The organism is Piscinibacter gummiphilus (assembly GCF_032681285.1).
GTDB lineage: Bacteria > Pseudomonadota > Gammaproteobacteria > Burkholderiales > Burkholderiaceae_C > Rhizobacter > Rhizobacter gummiphilus_A.
This window is the reverse complement of the sequence record NZ_CP136336.1, coordinates 4,467,866-4,490,988: the sequence shown is the minus strand read 5'-3', so window position 1 is coordinate 4,490,988 and position 23,123 is coordinate 4,467,866. Positions and strand designations below refer to the sequence as shown.

19 protein-coding genes are annotated in these 23,123 nt (G+C 69.0%); 10 read left to right on the top strand and 9 right to left on the bottom strand.

The genetic code is table 11. The features are described 5' to 3' along the window. The first annotated feature begins 20 nt into the window (after positions 1 to 20). Positions 21 to 932, top strand: a complete 912-nt coding sequence (gene cyoE, locus RXV79_RS21110) for a heme o synthase (RefSeq protein ID WP_316700071.1) — start codon at positions 21 to 23, stop codon at positions 930 to 932. After that, on the top strand, positions 929 to 1,528 hold the full coding sequence (locus RXV79_RS21105) for an SCO family protein (protein WP_413816637.1): 600 nt from the start codon (positions 929 to 931) through the stop codon (positions 1,526 to 1,528). Before cyoE ends, RXV79_RS21105 begins: the two co-directional genes overlap by 4 nt. 53 nt (positions 1,529 to 1,581) lie before the next feature. On the opposite strand, the gene rpoH is transcribed toward RXV79_RS21105, so the two are convergent. Continuing rightward, positions 1,582 to 2,502 carry an RNA polymerase sigma factor RpoH gene (gene rpoH, locus RXV79_RS21100; protein ID WP_316700070.1) on the bottom strand — a complete coding sequence of 307 codons (921 nt, stop codon included), beginning with the start codon at positions 2,500 to 2,502 and terminating at the stop codon, positions 1,582 to 1,584. Positions 2,503 to 2,628: 126 nt separating this feature from the next. Then, positions 2,629 to 5,817 (bottom strand): PAS domain S-box protein, encoded by a 3,189-nt coding sequence (locus RXV79_RS21095; protein WP_316700069.1) that lies wholly within the window; start codon positions 5,815 to 5,817, stop codon positions 2,629 to 2,631. Between the two features lie 232 nt (positions 5,818 to 6,049). On the opposite strand from RXV79_RS21095, the gene RXV79_RS21090 reads away from it, so the two are divergent. Then, positions 6,050 to 7,012, top strand: a complete 963-nt coding sequence (locus RXV79_RS21090) for a ribose-phosphate diphosphokinase (RefSeq protein ID WP_316700068.1) — start codon at positions 6,050 to 6,052, stop codon at positions 7,010 to 7,012. Here RXV79_RS21090 and RXV79_RS21085 read toward each other — a convergent pair. Both RXV79_RS21085 and RXV79_RS21080 read right to left on the bottom strand, forming a co-directional pair. Further along, the gene (locus tag RXV79_RS21085; protein WP_316700067.1) at positions 6,987 to 8,006 is read right to left on the bottom strand and encodes a hypothetical protein; all 1,020 of its coding nucleotides are present in this window, start codon (positions 8,004 to 8,006) and stop codon (positions 6,987 to 6,989) included. The genes RXV79_RS21090 and RXV79_RS21085 overlap by 26 nt on opposite strands. Positions 8,007 to 8,120: 114 nt before the next feature. After that, a complete protein-coding gene (locus RXV79_RS21080) occupies positions 8,121 to 8,738 on the bottom strand; it encodes a flavodoxin family protein (RefSeq protein WP_316700066.1) in 618 nt (205 codons plus the stop codon). 53 nt (positions 8,739 to 8,791) lie between these two features. Here RXV79_RS21080 and RXV79_RS21075 point away from each other — a divergent pair, with 53 nt between their 5' ends. Then, positions 8,792 to 8,956, top strand: coding sequence for a hypothetical protein (locus tag RXV79_RS21075; RefSeq protein WP_316700065.1), 165 nt, complete (start codon positions 8,792 to 8,794; stop codon positions 8,954 to 8,956). Between the two features lie 294 nt (positions 8,957 to 9,250). On the opposite strand, the gene ychF is transcribed toward RXV79_RS21075, so the two are convergent. Both ychF and RXV79_RS21065 read right to left on the bottom strand, forming a co-directional pair. After that, entirely contained in the window at positions 9,251 to 10,348 is a 1,098-nt protein-coding gene (gene ychF, locus RXV79_RS21070; protein ID WP_316700064.1) for a redox-regulated ATPase YchF, read from the bottom strand. 77 nt (positions 10,349 to 10,425) lie between these two features. Continuing rightward, positions 10,426 to 12,309: an ATP-binding protein gene (locus RXV79_RS21065; RefSeq protein WP_316700063.1), complete on the bottom strand. Its 1,884-nt coding sequence runs from the start codon at positions 12,307 to 12,309 to the stop codon at positions 10,426 to 10,428. 88 nt (positions 12,310 to 12,397) lie between these two features. Here RXV79_RS21065 and RXV79_RS21060 point away from each other — a divergent pair, with 88 nt between their 5' ends. Beyond that, a complete protein-coding gene (locus RXV79_RS21060) occupies positions 12,398 to 13,267 on the top strand; it encodes a pirin family protein (RefSeq protein WP_316700062.1) in 870 nt (289 codons plus the stop codon). On the opposite strand, the gene RXV79_RS21055 is transcribed toward RXV79_RS21060, so the two are convergent. From RXV79_RS21055 to RXV79_RS21045, 3 genes are read right to left on the bottom strand one after another with little or no spacing between them, the layout of a single operon-like run. After that, complete coding sequence (locus RXV79_RS21055; protein ID WP_316700061.1) at positions 13,239 to 14,150, bottom strand: DMT family transporter; 912 nt, start codon at positions 14,148 to 14,150, stop codon at positions 13,239 to 13,241. The genes RXV79_RS21060 and RXV79_RS21055 overlap by 29 nt on opposite strands. A gap of 10 nt (positions 14,151 to 14,160) precedes the next feature. Next, positions 14,161 to 15,018: an MOSC domain-containing protein gene (locus RXV79_RS21050; RefSeq protein ID WP_316700060.1), complete on the bottom strand. Its 858-nt coding sequence runs from the start codon at positions 15,016 to 15,018 to the stop codon at positions 14,161 to 14,163. Then, positions 15,015 to 17,468, bottom strand: coding sequence for an AsmA family protein (locus RXV79_RS21045; protein WP_316700059.1), 2,454 nt, complete (start codon positions 17,466 to 17,468; stop codon positions 15,015 to 15,017). Before RXV79_RS21045 ends, RXV79_RS21050 begins: the two co-directional genes overlap by 4 nt. Before the next feature lie 130 nt (positions 17,469 to 17,598). Here RXV79_RS21045 and RXV79_RS21040 point away from each other — a divergent pair, with 130 nt between their 5' ends. The 5 genes from RXV79_RS21040 to RXV79_RS21020 are packed head-to-tail and all read left to right on the top strand — an operon-like array spanning position 17,599 to position 23,123. Next, on the top strand, positions 17,599 to 18,705 hold the full coding sequence (locus RXV79_RS21040; protein ID WP_316700058.1) for an FAD-dependent monooxygenase: 1,107 nt from the start codon (positions 17,599 to 17,601) through the stop codon (positions 18,703 to 18,705). 12 nt (positions 18,706 to 18,717) lie between these two features. Further along, a complete protein-coding gene (locus tag RXV79_RS21035; RefSeq protein ID WP_316700057.1) occupies positions 18,718 to 19,497 on the top strand; it encodes a DsbC family protein in 780 nt (259 codons plus the stop codon). 10 nt (positions 19,498 to 19,507) lie between these two features. Beyond that, the gene (locus RXV79_RS21030; protein WP_316700056.1) at positions 19,508 to 21,262 is read left to right on the top strand and encodes a M61 family metallopeptidase; all 1,755 of its coding nucleotides are present in this window, start codon (positions 19,508 to 19,510) and stop codon (positions 21,260 to 21,262) included. Next, positions 21,247 to 22,338 (top strand): DUF3108 domain-containing protein, encoded by a 1,092-nt coding sequence (locus tag RXV79_RS21025; RefSeq protein ID WP_316700055.1) that lies wholly within the window; start codon positions 21,247 to 21,249, stop codon positions 22,336 to 22,338. The genes RXV79_RS21030 and RXV79_RS21025 overlap by 16 nt, the downstream gene beginning before the upstream one ends. Next, positions 22,335 to 23,123 (top strand): enoyl-CoA hydratase, encoded by a 789-nt coding sequence (locus RXV79_RS21020; RefSeq protein ID WP_316700054.1) that lies wholly within the window; start codon positions 22,335 to 22,337, stop codon positions 23,121 to 23,123. Before RXV79_RS21025 ends, RXV79_RS21020 begins: the two co-directional genes overlap by 4 nt.

The window sequence follows — 23,123 nt, the reverse complement described above, 5'->3', positions numbered from 1 at the left end:
TCGCGGATTCCCCTCCTGCCATGCCCGAAACCCTCAGCTCCCCCGCCCCGGCTGCCGCACAGGCGTCGGTGGTCCGCCAGTTCTACGCGCTGACCAAGCCGCGCGTGGTGCAGCTCATCGTCTTCTGCGCCGTGATCGGCATGCTGCTGGCCGTGCCGGGCTTGCCCGACTGGCGCGTGGTGCTGCCCGCCACCGCCGGCATCTGGCTGGTGGCCGCGGCGGCGGCCGCGTTCAACTGCCTCGTCGAGCAGCGCATCGACGCGAAGATGGCCCGCACCGCCTGGCGGCCCACTGCCAAGGGCGAACTCACGAACACGCAGACGCTCGTCTTCTCTGCCGTGCTGTGCGCCATCGGCAGCGCGTTGCTGTACTGGCTCGTGAACCCGCTCACCATGTGGCTCACCTTCGCCACCTTCGTCGGCTACGCCGTCATCTACACCGTGGTCCTCAAGCCGATGACGCCGCAGAACATCGTGATCGGCGGCGCATCGGGCGCCATGCCGCCGGTGCTCGGCTGGGCCGCGATGCGCGGCGAGGTGGGGCCCGAGGCGCTGATGCTGTGCCTCATCATCTTCCTGTGGACGCCGCCGCACTTCTGGGCGCTTGCGCTGTACCGCGTCGAAGACTACCGCCGTGCCGGCCTGCCCATGCTGCCCGTCACGCACGGCAACGAGTTCACCCGGCTGCAGGTGCTGCTCTACACCTTCGTGCTCTTCGCCGCGACGCTGCTCCCGTTCATCTTCGGCATGAGCGGCGTGATCTACCTCGTGTCGGCCGTGCTGCTGGGCGCCGGGTTCATCGGCTACGCATGGCGCCTGTGGCGCCACTACTCCGATGCGCTGGCCCGCAGCACCTTCCGCTTCTCGATCCTGCACCTGTCGCTGCTCTTCGCGGCCTTGCTGCTCGACCACTACCTGGTGCCCCTGCTGTGACCACTCGCCGCCACACCCTCATCGCGCTGGCTGCGCTGCTTGCCGGCTGCGACAAGCTGACCGGGGCCAAGACCGGCTTCAAGGCCATCGACATCACCGGCGCCGATTACGGCAAGGCGCTCTCGCTGCCCGACCAGGATGGCAAGACCCGCACGCTGGCCGACTTCAAGGGCAAGGTGACGGTGGTGTTCTTCGGCTACACCCAGTGCCCCGATGTGTGCCCCACCACGATGGCCGAGCTGGCGCAGGTGAAGAAGGCGCTTGGCGCCGACGGCGACAAGGTGCAGGGCGTGTTCATCTCCGTCGACCCCGAGCGTGACACCCCCGAGCGCCTCAAGGCCTACATGCAGGGCTTCGACCCGAGCTTCATCGCGCTGCGCGGCACGCCGGAGCAGACGGCCGCGGCCGCCAAGGACTTCCGCGTGTACTACTCCAAGGTGCCCGGCAAGACCGAAGGCAGCTACACGATGGACCACACCGCCGGCTCGTACATCTTCGACACCACAGGCCGCCTGCGGCTCTTCACCCGTTACGGCGAGAAGGACGGCACTGCCAACCTCACCGCCGACATCAAGGCGCTGCTCGCCAACGCCTGACAAAGAAAAACGGCCCCGAAGGGCCGTTTTGCATTGGGGCGTGCCGCAGCGGTTCAGGCGTCTTGCGCCAGCGCCTTGCGCATCTTCTTCATCGCCGCCACTTCGATCTGGCGGATGCGCTCGGCGCTCACGCCGTATTCGCTGGCCAGGTCGTGCAGCGTCATGCCGCCGGAGCTGTCGTCGTTCACCTTGAGCCAGCGCTCCTCGACGATGCGTCGGCTGCGGGCATCGAGGGCGTCGAGCGCCTGGGCGATGCCGTCGCCGGCCAGCCAGTCGCGCCGATGCGCTTCGATCACGCGCGTGGGCTCGGTGCTGTCGTCGGCCAGGTAGGCGATCGGCGCGTAGCTTTCTTCGCCGTCATCGGTCTGCGGCTCCAAGGCCACGTCACCGCCCGACATGCGGGTTTCCATCTCCAGCACCTCTTCGCGCTTCACGTTCAGGCGCTCGGCGACGGTGTCGACCTCGCCTTGCGTCAGCGTGTTGCGGTGGGTGGCGCCGTCGGCCGAGTCTTCCTTCAGGCTCTGCTTCATCGAGCGCAGGTTGAAGAAGAGCTTGCGCTGGGCCTTGGTGGTGGCCACCTTCACCATGCGCCAGTTCTTGAGGATGTACTCGTGGATCTCGGCCTTGATCCAGTGCATCGCATAGCTCACCAGGCGCACGCCCTGGTCGGGGTCGAAGCGCTTGACGGCCTTCATCAGGCCGACGTTGCCTTCCTGGATCAGGTCGCCGTGCGGCAGGCCGTAGCCCAGGTATTGGCGCGAGATCGACACCACCAGCCGCAGGTGCGACAGCACCAGCTTCCCGGCAGACTCGACATCGCCGTGTTCGCGCAGGCGGCGGGCAAAGTTGACCTCTTCCTCCTGCGTGAGCAGGGGGACGCGGTTGACGGCCGAGATATAAGCGTCGAGGTTGCCGAGCGACGGCACCAGCGACCACGGGTCACGGACGGTCAGGGCAGAAGCAGTAGCGTTCATGGACATCTCAGACACCCTCCAGCGGAGTTCGTTCCGCAAATATTAGCACTCGTGAATCGAGAGTGCTGATTGAGGCAAAAGCCGACTTTGATGTGAGTGAATACTCTCGACAAAGTTCTGTAGGAATCAGCCGAACTTGGTTTCGGCCCCTTCCAGCACGGCATCGACGACCGAGAGCAGCTCCGCCACGCTGACCGGCTTGGTGAGGTAGTGGAAGGCGCCGGCCTGCATGGCCGCCTCGATCTGCAAGGCCAGGGCATCGGCCGACACCACCACCACGGGGATGTGTTCGGTCGTCGGGTCCGACTTCAGATGCCGCAGCAGCTCCAGCCCGTCGATGTCGGGGAGGTGCATGTCGAGCAGCACCAGGTCGGGCTGCCGGGCGCGTATGGCTGCCAGGCCGTCGAGCCCGGTGATCGACACGTCGAACTGCACCTGCGGCCGGCGCAGCAGGATGCCGCGCATCACCTCGACGTTCGTCTCGTTGTCTTCGACGTAGTGCACCCGGCGCTGGTGGTACTCGCTGGCTTCTTCGTCGAGCGCGTCGAGTTGCCCGGGCGCGGTGTCGGGCCGTTCGGCGCGTGGCAGGGTGAGGATGAACGACGAGCCCGCACCCGCCGTGCTGCGCGCCCGCAGCGAGCCGCCCATGAGTTCGGCCAGGCGCTGGCTGATGACGAGGCCGATGCCGGTGCCTTCCATCGCCGAGCGTTCGCGGCCGAGGCGGTTGAACGGCTGGAAGAGCTGCTCGAGCTGCTGGGCCGTCATGCCGAGGCCCGTGTCCGACACGACCAGTTCCACTGCGTCGGGCTGGATGCGGCGCGCCGTGACATGGATGCGCCCACCCTCGCTGTTGTACTTGACGGCGTTGGACAGCAGGTTGATCAGGATCTGCTTCACGCGCGTCGCGTCGCCGATCACCCGGGCGGCGTCGTCCGGCACGTCTTGCGTGACCTGCAGGTGGCGGCGGCGCGCGTCCTGCTCGACGAGCGGCAACGCCGAGGCGATGACCTCGCGCAGGTCCAGCCGGTCGGGCTGCAGGTTGAGCGTGCCCGACTCGATGCGCGACAGGTCGAGCACATCGTTGATCATGTCGAGCAGGTGCCAGCCTGCCCCCTGGATCTGCGCCACCCATGGCCGCTGCGCGGCGGGCAGCGGGTGGTTCTGGTCGAGTTCGAGCAGTTGTGCGAAGCCGAGCATCGCGTTGAGCGGCGTGCGCAGCTCGTGGCTCATGCGCGAGAGGAATTCGCTCTTGGCGAGGTTGGCCGCCTCGGCGATTTCGCGCGCCCGCTCGGCTTCGGCCAGGCGCAGGTGCTCGGTGATGTCTTCCACCACGCCCACGATGCGGTGCGGCGCGCCCTGCACGTCACGCAGCAGCGTCACCACCGCCTGCACCCACACCATGCGCTTGTCGCGCGTGAGGAAGCGGCTCTGCAGGCGGTACATCGGGATGTCCCCGCGCAGGAGCTGGGCCGACAGCTCGGCGTTCTGAGCCCGGTCTTCCGGGTGGGTGAGGGTGGCGAGGTCCATGCCCATCAGGGCGTCGGCGCTGTAGCCGGTGAGTTCGCAGAAGCGGGGGTTGACCTGTTGCACGTGGCCTTGCAGGTCGGTGTAGACCACGCCGATCGGCACGTTGTTCAGGATGTTGCGGAAGCGCTGCTCGCTCTCGCGCAGGTCGACCTCGGTGCGCTCGCGCTCGGCAATCTCGCGTTGCAGTGCGGCGGTGCGGTCCTGCACCGCGGCCTCGATGCGGCGGGTGCGGCCCGTCACCGTGAGCAGCAGCGCACCGAGCATCGCGGTGGCCAGCAGGCCCACCAGCGAGAAGAGCAGGGCGTCGCGCTCGTGGGCATCGGGCATGTCGTTGCGCTGGGCCGAGATGCGCAGGTCCCATTGGCGGCCGGCAAACGCGAGCGGGCGCACGTGGGTGAGGTCGTAGGTCTGCGCATCGCAGCCGGCCGGCCCCGCCAGCCGGCGGCGCGTGGCCATGGGGTCGGTGTCGACCACGCACACGGTCAGGTAGTGCGGAAGGCTGGAACGGAAGGCGGCGAGCGCTGCATCCATGCGCAGCGTGACGAAGACGAGGCCGCGCGCGCTGACCAGCCGTTCGCTCACCGTCGTGGGCGCGCCCTGGTACAGCGCCTGGTAGATGACGACGATGGTTTCGTCGCCGAGGTGCTGCGTCGCGCGAAAGCCCGCGGTGGCGGCCGGGCTGTCGGTGCGCACGGTGGCATCCACCGCGGCGCGGGCTTCGGGGATCGACCGGATGTTGACGCCGAGCGCGCCTGCGTTGACGTCGAAGGGCTCGATGTAGCGCATCACCGCGAGGCGGTCATCGGGCAGCTTCGGCAGTGGGGAGTCAGGCCGGTCGAAGACTGTGAAGTTGGGGAAATCGGTCGCACGCACCCGCGCCTCGTAGGCGGGTACCTCGGCGCGCGAGATGAACTCGCCGTAGCCCATCGCCTGCAACTGGCTGCCCGGGGTGAGCCACGACTGCGTGGCGCGCCGCATCTCGCTGCGTGTGACGTCTTCCGAGGCGAGGTACGCGCCCCGCACCGCCTCCAGTGCGTGCAGCGGGTACTGCATGCGTGCGGCAAGACTCGACGACGCATTCACCGCATCGCGGTCGAAGCCGGCCAGCAGCCGCACCTCCGCCCAATGGGCGACCTGCCGCACGCCCAGCGCCATGAGCAAGGTGGCCACGGCGAGCGTCAGGCCGAGGTTGAGCCGGCGGGCCGCCCATTCGCTTCGCGGCTGGCCGATGAGCGTGAGCACCATCGGCGCCGCGACGAGCACGCCGAGGATGTCGCCCGAGGCCCACACGGCCCAGGTGAACCACAGCGAGTCGGGCAGCGGGCCGCGCAGCCAGTGGAGCGCGGCGGTGCCCACCGTGGCGCTGATGAGGCACGACGCCACCCCGCCCAGCCCGAAGAACACCACGATGTCGTGCGGCTCGCTGAGCGTGAGCGGCTGGCTCGCAAAACGCCGAACCAGCACCGCGCCCACCCAGGCCTGCAAGGTGGCCCCGAGGGCCCCGAAGGCGGGCAACAGCAGGCTGGTGCCCAGCGCCATCGGGCCGTGGTCGATCGCGATCAGCGCATTGACCGCGAAGGATCCGAGCGCCACGCCGGGCAGCATGCGCCAGCCGAAGGTGAGCACACAGGCCAGCGCGACGCCGGCTGCAGGGTAGAGCGGGGAGGCGTAGCCGGGAGGAATGGCCAGCGAGAGCGCCAGCCAGCCCGCGATGCCATACGCCAGCGCCGTGCCGGCCAGCGCGAGCAGCCAGTGGGGCGTTCGTCGAAAGGGCGCGGCAGGCGTCATCGGGCGGTCACTGGCGTGGGGTGGTGCGGCACGCAAGGCACTGCAGGTGCGCGGCTGCGGCCGAGCCTACCACTCGGCGCCGGGTGCCGGCAGGCGGCAAGCGAGGGGAAACCTTGCATCAAATTGCGCTGACGCAATGTGTCGAAGCCCCGGGTTCTCACACTGTGCGCGGTGGCCGTCGCTCGCCGAGATCGACGGCACGTCGAGTCAAGTTGTGGAGGCCCGCCCAGCCATGCTCCTCGCGTTTTCTCTCGAGGCGGACGATGATGTCGTCGCCCAGTCGTGGGCCCGAGGGCTCGGCGTCATGCTGGCGAAGCGCGAGGAACGCAGCTTCGAAGACGGAGAACGCAAGCTCAGGCCGCTTGTCGCACCGCGCAACGCCGACGCGTATGTGCTGTGCAGCCTCCACGGCGAACCCGGCCAGAGCCCGCACGACAAGCTCTGCCGCCTGGCGATGTTCATCGCCGCGCTGCGCGACCACGGCGCCGCCCGCGTGACCGCCGTCGTGCCGTATCTCGCCTATGCACGCAAGGACCGGCGCACGCAGCCCTTCGATCCCGTGGGCGGGCGCTATGTGGCGCAGATGCTCGAAGCCGTGGGCCTGACCCGGCTCTTCGTGCTGGAACCGCACAACGTCGCGGCGTTCGACAACGCCTTCCGCTGCGAAGCCCACGCGCTGGCGGCACACCCCGCCTTCGCCGACGTGGCCGCCGAACTCGCCGCCAGCGGTGAACCCCTGGCCGTGGCCTCACCGGACCCCGGTGGCGTCAAGCGGGCCCAGTTGTGGCGCGAGGCGCTCGAGGTCCAGTTGCACCGGGAGGTCGGCTTCGCCATGGTGGACAAGCGGCGCAGCAGCGGCATCGTGAGCGGGTCGCATCTGGTCGCAGGAGACGTGGCCGGCGCGAACGTGCTGCTGTTCGACGACCTGATCGCCAGCGGCGAGACGATGCTGCGTGCTGCCGTGGCGCTGCGGCGCGCGGGTGCGCGGCGCGTGGTCGCCTGCGCCGCGCACGGGCTCTTCGTTGCCGATGCGGCACGGGTTCTTGCCGACGAGCAGATCGACCAGGTGGTCGTCACCGACAGCGTGGCGTCGTTCCGGGTGCCGCCGCAGAGCCCTCTGCGCCGCAAACTGCGCGTGGTGAGTTGCGTGCCGCAACTCGTCGACGCCATCAAGACGTCGCTCGCATCCCCTTGAGTTCCATCGCGATCTGCACCAGGTAGCGCTGCGCCAGCGGCAGCCATCTGTCGGGTGTGCGGGGGTGTTCGTCCAGCAGGTGGGCGGCGCAGAGGCGGGCCCGCAGCGCGGCGCGCAAGGCCGCGTAGAGGTGCCACAGCGGGGCAGGCGGTTCGTCTGCCAGCGCTTGGCGTGCGAGGGTTTCCAGCTGGCCGGCAACCCACGGCGCACCGGCCATCGTGCATTCGAGCCCGAGGTACGCCAGTTCATCGAATGGGTCGATCTGGCGCAGCCGCGCGTTGAACTCCAAGGCATCGATGACCACGGGTGGGTCGAGCATGCACACATGCTCGGGCCGCAGGTCGCCGTGGCCGTCGACGAGGCGGCCGGCGCGCTGGCGGATCGTGGCCTCATGCAGCGTCAGGGCGTCGTCCAGGCGGTCGAGCACCGTCGGCGCGATGGGCAGGGCAAACGCCGGGCGGCACAGCACCTCGCGGTTCACGGCCTGTTCCCGTCGCAGGTGCGAGACATACGCCAAGCCGCTGCAAGGTGCCGGGTCGGCGCGCCGGTAGAACGGGACGAGGACGTCCATCAACGCATTCACGTGGCGCGGCGTGAGCGACCCGCAGATCAGCAGTGTGTTGACCATGGCATCGTCCGGCAGGCGCTTCATCCAGACCACCGAGTCGAGCGTGGCCATGGCTGGGTTGCGCGCTTCCTCAGGGACGAGGTGCAGCAAGCTGCCGTCCCATTGCAGCGCCAGCACGCCGAGGTAGACGTCGGCGGCGAGTCGGCGGTTGAGCCGCGTTTCCTCTCGCGCGTTGCGGGCGCGGGCCTGCGGCGTCGAGAAATCGAAGAGCGTGCTGCAGGCCGGCTTCTTCACCTTGTAGACGTGCTGTGTGCCCAGCAGCACCCAGGACGAGTGGGTTTCGACAAGGCGGCAGACGCCGCCGAGAGCGAGTTGCGCGCGCAGGAAGTCGAGCTGCTCGGCACTCGTGGGAATCTTGGGCGACATGTTTCATTCCAGCACCCGTCGCCTGCAGGCGGTGTGATGAAACGCAAGGCGCGCGGCAGCGTGGTGGCCTGGCACTGGCCCGGCGCCGGGGCACCTGGCACCTGCGCGATCCGCTCAACCGATCGGCACTTTGCGCGAACCCCAGGACCGCAGATCCTGGTCGGGCAGCAGCGGAAACTGCGGCCGCGACAGGCCCCCCGCGATCAGCTGGTCCGCGGTGGGGGCCAACACGAGGCGCGTGGGTTCCACATGGTCTTTGGCTTCCACGAGCGCATGCGCGAACGCGAGCAGGCGCAGCCCGCACCGGCCATCGTCTGCGTCCTGCCCGGTGAAGTCCGTGTGCAGCAACGGCGCCCGGCCGGTGATCCGGGTGATCTCGTCCGGCGCATCGTGCGGCCCGGGTTGCTCCGTCACCGAAATGACCGCGACGTCGTGCAGCTCTGACCGGTAGCGGGTGACGAAGCTGCGCATCGGGCCTGCCAGGCGATAGAGCCAGATCGGCGCGACCAGCACCACGGTGTCGAACTCCGACGGCAAGGCACCGGCGTAGTCGATGCCTGGCGTGCGACGCAGCAGGGAATCGAGAACGCAGCGCCACGCGCCCGCCACGCCGTGTCGGGGTGCCGCATCGTCGACTTCGCCGAGGGGCCATCCCTTGAGCGCACAGAGCCGCCGGGCCAGTCGCAGCGAAGTGCCGGTGTTCGAATACGTGACCACCAAGACCTTGTTCATTGCTTGTTCTCCCCGTGAGTGAATCGACTCTAGGAAGTGGTGCACCCGGGGTCTTGCGTTTCCTCAAGGGCGATGTGCGTGCCGACGCTTGCGTTCCGTCATCCCGCAACCTGCAAACGCTCGCTCAATCGATCCAGAACGCAGTCGATGGGGTTGCCGGGGCCAAGGTGCCGGCCGACCTGCTGTCGGCCCAGGCGGGCTTCTTCACCAGCGCATGAGGCGGACTTGCCGAGTACCAGAGCGAACTCATTCGGGCCGCGCTCGCCTACCAATCCGAACTCTCGCTCGATTGGCAGGAGCGTCTTCAGAAACTCTGGCGCCCCGAAGAGCAAGGCTCGGCGGTTCCCGCCACCGGCCTGGACGAGGCGTGGAAGGCCTATGAGCAGATGGCGCGCCAGTGGACGAGCAGCCTGCTGCCGGAGCCGACGACGGCCCGGCCCAGAAAAGCGCCGCAGCAGGCCCGCGCCTGAGTCGCTGGCGAGGCTGCGGCAGGCCGATGGCGGCCTGGGCGTTTAGCTGGGGGAGAAGAGGAAGTTCATCACGTCGCCATCCTTGACGACGTATTCCTTGCCTTCCGCGCGCATCTTGCCGGCGTCCTTCGCGCCCTGCTCGCCCTTGTAGGCGATGTAGTCGTCGAAGGCGATGGTCTGGGCGCGGATGAAGCCGCGCTCGAAGTCGGTGTGGATCACGCCGGCGGCCTGCGGGGCGGTGTCGCCGATGTGGATGGTCCAGGCGCGCACTTCCTTCACGCCGGCGGTGAAGTAGGTCTGCAGGCCCAGCAGGCTGAAGCCGGCGCGGATCAGGCGGTTCAGGCCCGGCTCGCTCTGGCCCATGTCGGCGAGGAAGATCTCCTTGTCTTCATCGCTCATCTCGGCCATCTCGGCCTCGGTCTTGGCGCAGATCGCCACCACCGGCGCCTTCTGGCTCTCGGCGTAGGCGCGCAGGCGGTCGAGGTAGGGGTTGTTCTCGAAGCCGTGCTCGTCGACGTTGCCGACGAACATGGCCGGCTTGGCGGTGATGAGGCACAGCGGCTTGAGCACCGCCAGCTCTTCCTTGCTGAAGGCGACGCTGCGCACCGGCTTGGCTTCGTCGAGCGCAGCCTGGCACTTCTGCAGCACGGCCACGAGCTTGGCGGCTTCCTTGTCGTTGCCCGACTTGGCGGCCTTGATCGAGCGCTGCAGCGTCTTTTCCACCGTGCCGAGGTCGGCCAGGCAGAGCTCGGTCTGGATGACTTCGATGTCGGCGATCGGGTCGACCTTGCCGGCCACGTGGATCACGTTCTCGTCGTCGAAGCAGCGCACCACGTTGACGATGGCGTCGGTCTCGCGGATGTGCGCGAGGAACTGGTTGCCCAGGCCTTCGCCCTTCGACGCACCCGCCACCAGGCCCGCGATGTCGACGAACTCCACGATCGCCGGCACGATGCGCTCGGGCTTCACGACCTCGGCCAGCTGGGCCAGGCGCGGGTCGGGCAGCTCCACCACGCCCACGTTGGGCTCGATGGTGCAGAAGGGGTAGTTCTCGGCCGCAATGCCGGCTTTGGTCAGCGCATTGAAGAGGGTGGACTTGCCGACGTTGGGCAGGCCCACGATGCCGCATTTGAGGCTCATGGTGTAGAGGCGAAAAGTGGGGCCCGCGCGGGGAACGCGGAGCAGGGGCGGGATTTTAGTTCCGCGCTCGTTCCGGGCTAGTTCTGGGCCGCGGCCGCGCGGGCTTCCAGCGCCTGCTGCACCGTCTGCAGGAGCCGCATGCGGCCCACGGGCTTGACCAGCACCTCGTCCATGCCCGCTTCCAGGCAGGCTGCGCGGTCTTCGGCGTAGGCGTTGGCAGTCAGGCCCACCACCGGCAGCTGTCGTGCGCCTTCGCCCGCTTCCCCGGCGCGCAGGCGGCGGGTGGCTTCCAGGCCGTCCATGTCGGGCATGCGCCAGTCCATCAGCACCAGGTCGAATCCGCCGCGGGTCAGTTGGTGCAGGGCTTCCACGCCCGATCCGGCGGTGTGCACTTCGATGTCGGCCGTCTCCAGCATTTGCGTGGCAATCATGGTGTTGACCGCGTCGTCGTCGACCAGCAGCACGCGCAGCCCGGCCAGGCCGACCGAGAGCGGCGCCATCGCCGAATTCACCGTCGGGGGCAGCACGGGCGCCTCGCACGGCGCGAGCGGCAGCCGCAGTGTCACGCGCGTGCCGATGCCCGGCTCGCTTTGCAGCGCCAGCGTGCCGTGCATCAGGCCGACCAGCTGGCGCGTGATGGCCAGGCCCAGGCCGCTGCCGGCGTGGCGGCGGGTGTCGCCGCTGTCGGCCTGGTGGAAGGCGTCGAACACCAGCGGCTGGTGCGAACGCTCGATGCCGATGCCGGTGTCTTCGATGTGGATGTGCAGCTGCTTGACGATCGGCTCGTAGCGCAACGCGAGGCTCACATGGCCGCTGTCGGTGAACTTCACCGCATTGCCCAGCAGGTTGATGAGAATCTGCTTCAGGCGGAACTCGTCGCCGCGCAGCCAGGCCGGCACGCTGTCTTCCACCGCCACGCGGCATTGCAGGGACTTGGCCGCGGCCTGCGGCTCGATCGTCTCGAGCACGCGGCCGATGCAGGCGCGCAGCTCGAAAGGCTCGTTCAGCAGCTCCAGCCGGCCGGCCTCGATGCGCGAGAGGTCGAGCACGTCGTTGATGAGGTGCAGCAGGTGGGTGCCGCCACGGCGCACCGTGTCCACCAGCTCGCGGCGGTTGGGCTCGGGCAACGCCGGGTCGCGCAGCAGGTCGGCGGCGCCCAGCACACCGTGCAGCGGCGTGCGCAGCTCGTGGCTCATCACCGCGAGGAAGCGCGACTTGGCCTGCGACGCCTGCTCGGCCTGGTCGCGGGCGCTTTCGAGGTCGCGCATGCGGCGCGTCACCACGTCGTCGACGGTCAGCGGCTGGCTCACCGGGTCGTCGACGTTCGAGTCGGCCGTGGGCGCCAGCACCGAGAGCTTGCGCAGCTGGCGTGCAATGCCGAAGAGCGCACCGATCACGAAGAGCTGCGCGAAGAAGCCGTTCACCACCAGCGGCCAGACGGTGTTGTTCCATTCCGGCGGGTTGCCGCCGCGCAGGTGCACGATCACCGCCGGCAGCGCGGTGAGCGCGAGCACCGTGAGGCAGATGAAGAGCGCGCGCCACAGCGACCAGGTGGCATAGACCAGCAGGTGCACGCCCACCAGCCAGTACGACATCGACGCGGCGGCGTAGGTGTTGAAGTTCTGCGCCACGAGCAGCATGTAGCTCACGCTGCCGATGAAATAGAGGCTCAGGGTGAGCGAGCCCAGGCCTTGCGCCAGCACCAGGTAGCGGCCACGCCAGCGCACGAGCGCTGCGAGGCCTAGCAGGCACACGATGAGCAGCGGGTAGGCGTAGCGGTCCTGGTGCGAGATCTGGCCCAGCGCGGCTTCGGTCCACCACACCAGCGCGATGCTGGCGGCGATGAGGAGGAAGAGCCACAACGCCGTGCCCCGCGCGACCAGCGTGATGGTGGGCGTGGTCTTCGGCTTGGGGGCTCGCTCAGCGGAGGGGTCGGGGGCGAGGAGTGAATCCTTGCGCATGGCAGGCGCGGCAAAGGGGCAGGTGGTGCGGCCTATTATCGAGGTCGACTGCCGTTCCAGTACAAGCCTCGCGAAGGAAACACGACCGATGGACCTGCTCCAGCTCTCTCCGCACACCAAAGACCTGGGCGGTGGCTTCACCGTGCGCCGCGTGCTTCCGGCCGCTCAGCGCCAGGCCGTGGGCCCCTTCCTGTTCTTCGATCACTTCGGGCCGATCACCGCGCATCCGAGCGACAACCACGACGTGCGTGCGCACCCGCACATCGGCCTCGCGACCGTGACCTACCTCTTCGAGGGCGCAATGATGCACCGCGACAGCACCGGCGTCGTGCAGCGCATCGAGCCTGGTGCGATCAACTGGATGACGGCCGGCCGCGGCATCGTGCACTCCGAGCGCACGCCCGATGACCTGCGCGGCGTAGACCGCCGCAGCCACGGCCTGCAGCTGTGGTGCGCGATTCCAGCCGAGCACGAGGAAGACGAGCCCTCGTTCTCGCACACCCCCGCGTCCGCCATTCCGTCGTCCACGCTGCCGGGTGTGAACCTGCGCGTGATGATCGGCGAGGCCTTCGGCCTGCGCTCGCCGGTGCCCACGCTGTCGCCCACGCTCTACGTCGACCTGGAGCTGGCGGCCGGGGCGTCCGTGCAGGTGCCCGCTGCGGCGCGCGAACGCGCGCTCTACGGCATCGACAACGGCTTCGTGCTTGACGGCGAGCCGGTGCCGCCTGCCACGATGGTGGTGCTGCCGGAAGGCGCCACGCCCCTGCTCGCCGCCCCGCAGGGCGCACGGGTGGTGATGGTCGGGGGCGAGCCGCTCGGCCACCGTCACATGTGGTGGAACTTCGTCTCCAGCCGCAAGGAGCGCATCGTGCAGGCGGCCGACGATTGGGCGGCGCAGCGTTTCCCCGTCGTGCCCGGCGAAACCGAGTTCATTCCGTTGCCGGAGAAGCGCCCCTGAGCGGTGCCGGCTTGCGCAGGATGAGCACGTTGCCGGCCACGGCCAGCAGCACGCCCACGCCGGCCAGCGCGTCGGGCCGGTAGCCCTCGAAGAGCGTCGACACCACGAGCGCGAGGATGGGCGTCATCACCCCGATGGTGCCGGCCGGCCCCGCGCCCAGGCGCGACAGCAGCGTGAGGTAGCAGGCGAACGACAGCACCGAGCCGGCGAGGGCCAGGTACAGCAGCGCGATCCACCACGAAGCGGTGCCGGGCAGGCTGACCGACTGGCCGCTGGCGAGCGCGATCAGGAGCACCGCGCCGCCACCGTAGAGCATGCCGAAGCCAAGACTCGGCCACATCGAGAGGCCCCGCTCGCCATTGCGGCTGGCGAGCAGGCTGCCCACCGTCGACAGGAACACCGAACCCGCGGTGAAGAGCACCCCGAGCGCGGTGTCGCCGCCCACCTGTGCCTTGCCGAACTCGGGCCAGAAGATGAGTGCCACGCCCGCCAGCCCGAGCACGCCGCCGAGCAGGAAACGGCGGGTGAGCGGCGTGCCGAAGCACCACGCCGCCCCGATGCCGCCGGCCAGCGGCGAAGCCGAGTAGCCCACCGCCACCACGCCCGAGGGCAGGTAGCGCTCGGCGTGGTACACGCAGATGTACGACACGCCGTAGAGAAACACGCCCTGCAACGCGAACCAGAGGTGCGCACCGCGGCCGAAGCGCAGCGTGTCGCCACGCGCTGCACGCCAGGCCAGCACGCACGCACCGGCCAGCATGAAGCGCAGCGCGACGCCCAGCTCCGGCGTACTGCCGCCGATCTGGAAGGTGATGGCGTACCACGTCGTGCTCCAGACGAGCACGCAGACGGTGAAGAGGACGGAGACCGGCAGGCGCTGCATGCGGCAGCGCTCAGTCGAAGCGGTAGCCGGCCGTGCCCGTCTGCCCCACGCGAAGCCCGCACTCGATGCCCTTCACGATCACGGCGTTCATCGCGAAGGTGATGGCGCCGTCGAGCCGCGCATCGGCGCGGTAGGTGGCGAGCGTGTCGCCCGGCTCATGGCCTTGAACGCCGGTGGCTGGGTCGACGCTCGGGATGGTGCAGCGCGAGCAGGGCTTCACGAGCTTGAGCACGACTTCGCCTTCCGGCGTGTCGAAGCGGATTTCGTCGAGGTGGTCCTCGCCGAAGGCGTCGAGCCCCGAGAGCACGATGTTGGGCCGGAAGCGGTTCATCTCGACCGGCGCAGCGCCGCGGCTGGCGAGCCGCTCGTTCAGGTCGGCGAGCGACGCGTCGGAGGTCACGAGCAGCGGGTAGCCGTCGCTGAATGCGTTCTCGGCGTCGATGTCGCCGGTCCACTTCTTGTTGGACAGCCGCTTCTGCTCCGGGTCGAAACGCGCGAGCCGACATGTCTGCCCCAGGAAATCGCTGAACCACTGCGCCGCCAGGTCGCCCATGTCGTACGCGGCGACCTCGTCCTGCCACACGGTCGCGCGGGTCGGTGCTTCCACCGCATCGAGCGCGAGGTGCAGGGCCAGCATGCCGGGCGCGCGCAGCACCAGCTCGGTGTGCTTGAGCGTGGGCACGATGAGCGCCATGCGCGGCAGCTCGCGTTGCGTGAGGAAGCGGCCGTGGGCATCCACCACCATCCACGCACGGTCGAACTCCAGCCCGGTCTCGATCAGCAGCGCCTCACGCACGCCGATGCCGGCGCAGCTCTTGATCGGGTGCAGGTACAGCGCCGAGATCGCCACGGTCACGTCATCGCTCACTTGAAGATCCCCTTCAGCTTGTCCTTGAGCTTGTCTTTCGCCACGTCTTCGAGGCGCTGGCTGCTGGCCGCGCCGCTGGCCGCACTGGCGGCCGAGGGCAGGCCGAGCTTGTCGCGCAGCCGGTCCTTCGCCTGCTGTTCGAGCTTGCTGCCGACTTCCGTCTTGAGCGCCTGCGCCGCGATGGCCGACCAGCGGATGCGCCAGTCCATCGCATCGAACGGGCCGGTGAGGTGCACGGGAATCGTGAGGCCCTTGAGCGCGGCGAGGTCGGCGCCGTCCTGGCCCTTGGAGGTGCCGGTGACGGTGGCCCGCGCGGTGTAGTCGATGCGGCTCTTGCCGATGTCGAGCAGCCCGTCGCCACCCAAGCGCAGGAAGGGGCTCTTCATGTCGAGGTCGTTGTTGCGGGCCACGCCCTCGGCAATCGCGAAGGTGGCGCTCAGCTCGGAGAAGTCGGTCTTCTCGGTGCGGTTCGCCTTCTGCACGTCGTCGCCGCCCTTGAGGCCGAGCGTGGCGCGGGCCTGGCGCAGGCTCTTGGCGAGGTTCACGCCCTTGATTGCGCCGTCGCGCAGCTGCAGCGCGGCCTTGCCCTGCAGGCGCGACTTGAGTTCGTTGACGCTGCGGCCGGCGCTGTCGACATCGACCACCACCCGGCCGGTGCCTTCGAGGATGTCTTTCTGCGCCACGTCTTTCAGCAGCGCGTTGACGTTGACGCCGCTCGCGTTGCCGGCGAGTGCCAGGCGGCTCGCGCGGGCGTCGGCGAACGCGTTGGCCACGAAGCTGCCGCCCCAGCCCTTGCCCGAGAGTTGGCTCACCCGCAGCATGCCGCCTTCGAGCGTGGCGGCGAACACCAGGTCGGAGAGACGGTAGCTCTGGTAGGCGAACTGGCCGATCTTGAGGTCGAAGTTCCCCTGCAGCGAGCGCAACGCCGAAAGGTCGACGGGGGAGTCGGCCGCCGCACCCCCACCCGATGACGGACCCGAAGCCGCCGGCGCGGTGGCCGAGGGCGGCAGCAGGCGGTTGAGATCGAGCGAATCGAAGCGCGCCGCCACGTTGAGCGTCATCGGCGTGGTGGCGAGGATGGCCTTGCCTTCGCTCGTGTACGGGTTGCCGTTGATCTGGCCCTTGAGCGCCCAGTGGGCCTGCTGGGCTGACGCATCGGCCGCACCTTGCACGGTGATGGCCAGCGGCTGCAGCGACGGCTCGTGCAGCTGCAGCTGGGTGTTGAGGCCTTCGAGTGCCAACGCGCCCTTGGCCGGCAGCAGCAGCAAGGTGGCGCGCACGCTGCCTTCGACGTTGCGCGGGCCGCTGCGGCCCTTGAGCGTGCTCTCGACGTTGGGCACCACGATGCGCTCGAAGCTGCCGCTCGGCGCGGCGGTCTTGAAGCTCGCATCGATGGACGTCGGCCCGGCCAGGCTCAGCTGGCCGCTGAGCGGGCTGCCGGTGAGCGAGTCGCGCTGCACCACCAGCTCGGGCCAGTCGAGGTTGAGGTTCATCGGGTGGCCGCTGCTGGTGCCGCCGAGCTTGATGCGCAGCTTGCCCAACTGCAGCGCCTGGTTGCTCGGGTCGTAGGCAAACGCTTCGACGGTGAGCGATGACTTGACGAGCCGCAGCGTGCCCAGGCCGGCATCGCCGGCCAGCTCGATCTTCTCGGCGCGCAGCGTGCCGTTGGCGGTGTCGAAGGCAAGGGCGCCGCGCAGCGTGGCATCGACCGACTCGGTGCCGGGCAGCTTGCCCTTCCAGGCGAGCGACATGTCCGACAGCGTCACGCCCTTCTTGGCCAGATCGAGCTTCAGCTTCGTGCTGCCGTCGAGGTCACCCTGCACGGCGGGCGCGGTGAGGCCGAGGCGGGCCTTGAGCTTGACGGGCGACTCCACACCGTCGGCCAGGCGGCCGGTGCTCAGCGACGCCAGCGAGATCTCGCCCGCCAGCTTGCCCTGCTCGTCGCGCAGGCTGAGCTGCAGGTCTTCGAGCTGGATGCTGCTCACGTCGAATCGCAGCGGCGAGTTGCTGCTCTTGTCGCTCGCATCGGGCTGCTCCGTCTTGGGCTCGCTCTGCACGAGATCGTCGAGGTTGGAACCTCCCTTGGCGTCACGCCGATAGGTGACGCGCAGGCCCTTGGCACGCACGCTGTCGACCACCACCTGCTGGCGCAGCAGCGGCAGCACCGCCACCGACAGCGCCGCTTCGTCGAGCTTGAGGAAGTCGTCGGGCCGGTTCTTCTCGGACAGCGTCACGCCCGACACCTGCACCGCGAGCCTCGGAAACACCGCGAGCTTGATCGGCCCGTTGATCGCCAGCGTGCGCTGTCGATGGGTTTTCATCCAGTCGACGGCCAGGCCCTTGTAGGCATTCGGGTCGAAGGTGGCGACGAGGTAGGTCAGCACGGCTGCGATCAGCAGCACGAACACGCCTGCGCCGATCAGCAGCTTGCGCATCCAGGGAGAAGTCATGCGTGGTGGCGTCCCTTGTGGGGATCGTGGGAAAAGTCCCAGAGGCCCGGAAAAGCCACAGGGAGATGGGGGAAGAAACTGATTCTGCCTCGGGACCCTTGCCACGTTGGCGTCTCTACAATGAAACGCCATGAAACGCTTCGATGTCTGCGTGCTGGGTGCCGGTGTGGTCGGGCAGAGCTTGGCTCTGTCGCTGGCGCGCCAGGGTTTCCAAGTGGCCTTGGTGTCGCAGCCGGCCGATGCGTCTCGCGTGGACGTGCGCGCCTATGCGCTCAATGCCGCCTCGGTCGAGCTGCTGCGCTCGCTGAAGGTGTGGGATGCACTGCCGCCGCATGCCGCCACCCCGGTGTACGACATGCACATCGAGGGCGACGCCGCTTCGGGGCTGCTCGAGTTCTCGGCCTGGCAGCAGCGCTTCGGCGAGCTGGCGTGGATCGTGGATGCGCCGGTGCTCGAGCAGTCGATGGCCGCCGCTGTGCGCTATGCGCCCCACGTCACGCTGGTCACCGAGAAGGTCGAGGCCACGCTCACCGCGTTGTGCGAAGGCAAGGCCTCGGCCACGCGCGAGGCGCTCGGCGTGGGCTGGGACCGCCACGACTACGGCCACACCGCCATCGCCGCGCGGCTGCGGGGTGACGCCCCGCACGCCAACACCGCGCGCCAGTGGTTCCGCCAGCCCGACGTGCTGGCCCTGCTGCCTTTCGACACGCCGCAACCCGGCCACTCGCATGCGCTGGTGTGGTCGATGCCCGAGGCCCGCGCGCAGGAGCTGATGGCGCTCGACGGACCCGCCTTCGAGCACGCCCTGAACGAGGCCACCGGCGGCGCCTGCGGCACGCTGCAGCTCGCCAGCGAGCGCGCGGCCTGGCCCCTGATGCTGGCGCGGGCGCGCAGCTGGTGCGGCCCGGGCTGGGTGCTGCTGGGCGATGCGGCCCACGTGGTGCACCCGCTCGCCGGGCAGGGCCTCAACCTCGGGCTGGCCGATGTGGCCACGCTCGCCACCGTCATCTCACAACGCGAAGCCTGGCGCGAGCTGGGCGATGCGCGTCTGCTGCGCCGCTACGAGCGGCAGCGTCAGGCACCCACGATCGCAATGGGCCAGCTCACCGATGGCTTGTTGCGCTTGTTTTCACACGAGCAGCCGGCTTTGCGGGAACTCCGCAACCGTGGCATGACTCTCGTCAACCACCTACCACCGCTCAAACGCTGGCTCGCCTCGCGTGCGCTGGGTTCCTGAAAGAGATTCGCTATGTTGTCCTCCCTTGTCTTCCGCGCCACCCGCACCGTGGCTGCCCTCACCCTCGGCACGGTGTTGTCGCACGCGGCGTTTGCCGACGAAGCGGCCATCCGCAAGAACCTCGCCGAGCGCCTGCCCAACCTGCCCCCGATCGACGAGGTGAGCAAGACGGCGATCCCCGGCATCTACGAGGTGCGCATCGGCACCGAGATCGTCTATGCCGACGAGAACGGCAACCACGTCTTCCAGGGCAACCTGATCGACACCAAGACGCGCACCAGCCTCACCGAAGCGCGTGTCAACAAGCTCACCGCGATCGACTTCGCGCAGCTGCCGCTGAAAGACGCCATCGTCTGGAAGAACGGCACCGGCGCCCGCAAGTTGGCCGTCTTCGCCGACCCCAACTGCGGCTACTGCAAGAAGTTCGAGCAGGATCTGCAGAAGATCAAGAACGTGACCGTCTACACCTTCCTGCTGCCGGTGCTGGGTGGCGACTCGCCGCAGAAGTCGGAAGCCATCTGGTGCTCGAAAGACCAGGCCAAGGCCTGGCTGTCGTGGATGCTCGAAGGCAAGGCGCCGCAGCGCAACATCGGCCAGTGCGCCACGCCGCTGGAGCGCAACCTCGAGTTCTCGCGCAAGTACCGCATCAACGGCACGCCGGCTATCATCTTCAGCGACGGCACCCGCATCCCCGGTGCGATCGGCGCCGAGCAGATCGAGAAGCAACTGGTGGCCAGCGCCGCGGCCACCAAGCCCGGCCTGACCACCACCCCGACTGCGACGACCAACTGATCGCCGCTCGATGGTCACCTACCGCATCGAGATCGCCGACGCGCACGCCCACCTCTTCGCCGTCACCGTCACCGTTCCGCAGCCCGCCGCCGAGCAGCAGGTGAGCCTGCCGGCGTGGATCCCGGGCAGCTACCTCGTGCGCGAGTTTGCGCGCCATCTGTCGGGCATGTCGGCGCGGCAAGGTGATCGCGATGTGCCGCTGCAGCAGATCGACAAGGCGACCTGGGTCGCGCGCTGCACCGGCCGTGCAGCGCTCACGCTCACCTACAAGGTCTACGCCTTCGATTCCTCGGTGCGGGCGGCCTACCTCGACGCGCAGCGCGCGTTCTTCAACGGCACCGGCGTCTTCGTGCGCGTGCACGGCCGCGAGGCCGAGCCGCAGCGCATGGAGCTCAAGGGATTGCCCAAGGGCTGGAAGGCAGCGACCGCCTTGCCAAGCGTCAAGGTCGATGCGCGGGGCCAGGGCACCTATGAAGCGGCCGACTACGACGAGCTGGTCGACCACCCGGTCGAGCTCGGCGACTTCTGGCGCGGCGAGTTCAAGGCGGCCGGTGTGCCGCACGAGTTCGTCGTCGCCGGCGCTTTGCCCGACTTCGACGGCGAGCGGCTGCTGGCCGATGCCCGCCGCATCTGCGAAACCGTCATCGCCTTCTGGCACGGCAAGAAGAAGACCTTCCTGAAGCGATACGTCTTCCTGCTCAACGCGGTGGACGACGGCTACGGTGGCCTCGAGCACCGTGCCAGCACCGCGCTCATCGCCGCGCGCCGCGACCTGCCGCAGCGCAGCCGGCGCGACGCGAAGGATCTCTCCGACGGCTACGTCACGCTGCTGGGCCTCATCAGCCACGAGTACTTCCACACCTGGAACGTCAAGCGCCTGCGGCCGAGCGAGTTCACCCGCTACGACTACACGCAGGAGAACTACACCGAACTCCTGTGGTTCTTCGAAGGCTTCACCTCCTACTACGACGACCTGCTGCTGCTGCGTGCCGGGCTCATCGACGAGCCGCGCTACCTGAAGCTCGTGGCCAAGACGCTCAGCGGTGTGCTCGGCATGCCGGGCCGCCACGTGCAGAGCGTGGCGCAGGCGAGCTTCGACGCCTGGGTGAAGTACTACCGCGCCGACGAGAACACTCCCAACAGCACCATCAGCTACTACACCAAGGGTTCGCTGGTGGCGCTCGCGCTCGACCTCACGCTGCGCCACGAAGGCCGCGGCTCGCTCGACGACGTGATGCGACTCCTGTGGGAGCGCAGCGGTGGCGGCCCGGTGGGCGAGGGCGACATCGCCGCCGCGCTGGCCGAGGTGGGTGGCCGTTCGTATGAGAAGGAACTGCAGGCCTGGGTGCATGGCACCGACGACCCGCCGTGGCGCCTTCAGCTCGCCCGTGCCGCCGTCGAGTGGGGCCAGCAGGCGCCCACCGTCGCGCAGCGCCTGGGCCTGCGCGTGTCGGAGAGCGCGCTCACCGGCATCAAGGTGACGCACGTGCTGCGCGCCGGTGCCGGCGAAGCCGCGGGCCTCGCCGCTGGCGACGAGGTGCTGGGGGTCGACGGCTGGCGTGTGCGTCGCCTCGACGAGCTGCCGCGCCTCTTGCCCGAGCGCGGTGCGATGCAATTGCTGGTCTCGCGCGACCAGCGCCTGCGCACGCTCACGCTCTCGTTGCCGCCGGCACCCGAAGCTGGCGCCGTCTCGCTCACCCTGGCTGGCGCCGACAAGACCCCGCCGGCTGCCATGGCGCTGCGGCGCGCATGGCTCACCACCTGACACGCTGGCTCGCCGCGCCCCGCAGGTGGGCGGCGCTGGGGCTGGTGCTGCTGGTGATCTCGGTCCACGTCGGCGTGGCCGACTGGATCGGCGAGCAGCTCATCGCGTTTGAGAACGCGTCTCCCGCGATGCAGCGCATCGAGGTGGCCTACGTGCGCGAGATGGCGTTCACGCCGCCCGTGGCCCGGCCCGCCGCCAAGCCTGCCCTGGCGAAGCGGCGCGCTCCAGCACCCGAGTCACCTGCGCCGGCAGCATCGGCGCCCGAACCACCGGCCGTGCCGGAGCCCGAGCCAGCCGCCTCCGCGCCCGAGCCGGAAGTGCCACAGGGACTGGCCGCCGCCGCGTCGGCCCCGGAGCCGGCCGCCAGCGCCCCCGACGCCTTCGAGTGGCCCGTGTCCACGCGCCTGCGCTACGTGCTCACGGGCAACGTGCGTGGCGAGGTGCAGGGCCAGGCGCAGGTGGAGTGGATTCGCGCCGGCGCGCGCTACCAGGTGCATCTCGATGTGCAGGTCGGTCCGAGCTTCGCGCCGCTGGCCACGCGCCGCATGAGCAGCGAAGGCGAGATCACGCCCGACGGCCTGCTGCCGCGCCGCTACGAGCAGGAGACGCGGCTCGCGTTCGGAGACCCTTACCGCGCGACGTTGCGCTTCGAAGGTGGCCGCGTATGGCTGGCCAACGGCACACCCGTCGACCACCCACCGGGTGTGCAGGACACCGCCAGCCAGTTCGTGCAGCTTGCCTACCTCTTCGACCGCGAGCCGCAGCGGCTGCGGGTGGGGGCCACGGTCGAGGTGCTGCTCGCGATGCCGCGCAACGTGTCGGTGTGGGTGTACGACGTGGTCGAGGAGGAGTTGCTCTACACACCGTTCGGCGAAGTGCCCTCCTACCACTTGAAGCCGCGCCGCGAGCCGCGCGCCGGCGGTGACCTCGTCACCGAACTCTGGATTGCGCCGCAACTGCGCCATTTGCCGATACGCTTTGTGATCCGCCAGGACGCCGAGAACTTCGTCGACCTGATGCTCGACCGGCGCCCCGAACTCGGTGCCTCCGACACCCCCGCCCGAACCCGACCATGACCTACGAAAACATCCTCACCGAACTCCGCGGCAACGGCCCGCTGCGCACCGGCCTCGTCACGCTGCACCGCCCCAAGCAGCTCAACGCGCTCAACGACACTCTGATGGACGAGCTGGGTGCCGCGCTCAAGGCCTTCGATGCCGACGACACCGTGGGCTGCATCGTCATCACCGGCAGCGAGAAGGCCTTCGCGGCCGGCGCCGACATCGGCGCGATGGCCAAGTGGGGCTACATGGACGTCTACAAGAGCGACTACATCACCCGCAACTGGGAGACGATCCGCAGCATTCGCAAGCCGGTGATCGCCGCGGTGGCCGGCTTCGCGCTCGGTGGCGGCTGCGAGCTCGCGATGATGTGCGACATCGTCATCGCCGCCGACACCGCCAAGTTCGGCCAGCCCGAGATCAAGCTCGGCATCATCCCCGGCGCTGGGGGCACCCAGCGCCTGCCGCGCGCCGTGGGCAAGGCCAAGGCGATGGACCTCGTGCTCACCGGCCGAATGATGGACGCCGCCGAAGCCGAGCGTGCCGGGCTCGTGTCACGCGTGGTGCCCGCCGCCGAGCTGCTCGACGTGGCTTTCGCCGCGGCGCAAAACATCTGCGAATTCAGTGGCCCGAGCGTGATGATGGCCAAGGAGTGCGTGAACCGCGCCTACGAATCGCCGCTGTCGGAAGGCGTGACCTTCGAGCGGCGTGTCTTCCACTCGCTCTTCGCGACAGAGGATCAGAAGGAAGGCATGGACGCGTTCGTCGCCAAGCGCAAGCCCGCGTTCAAGCAACGCTGA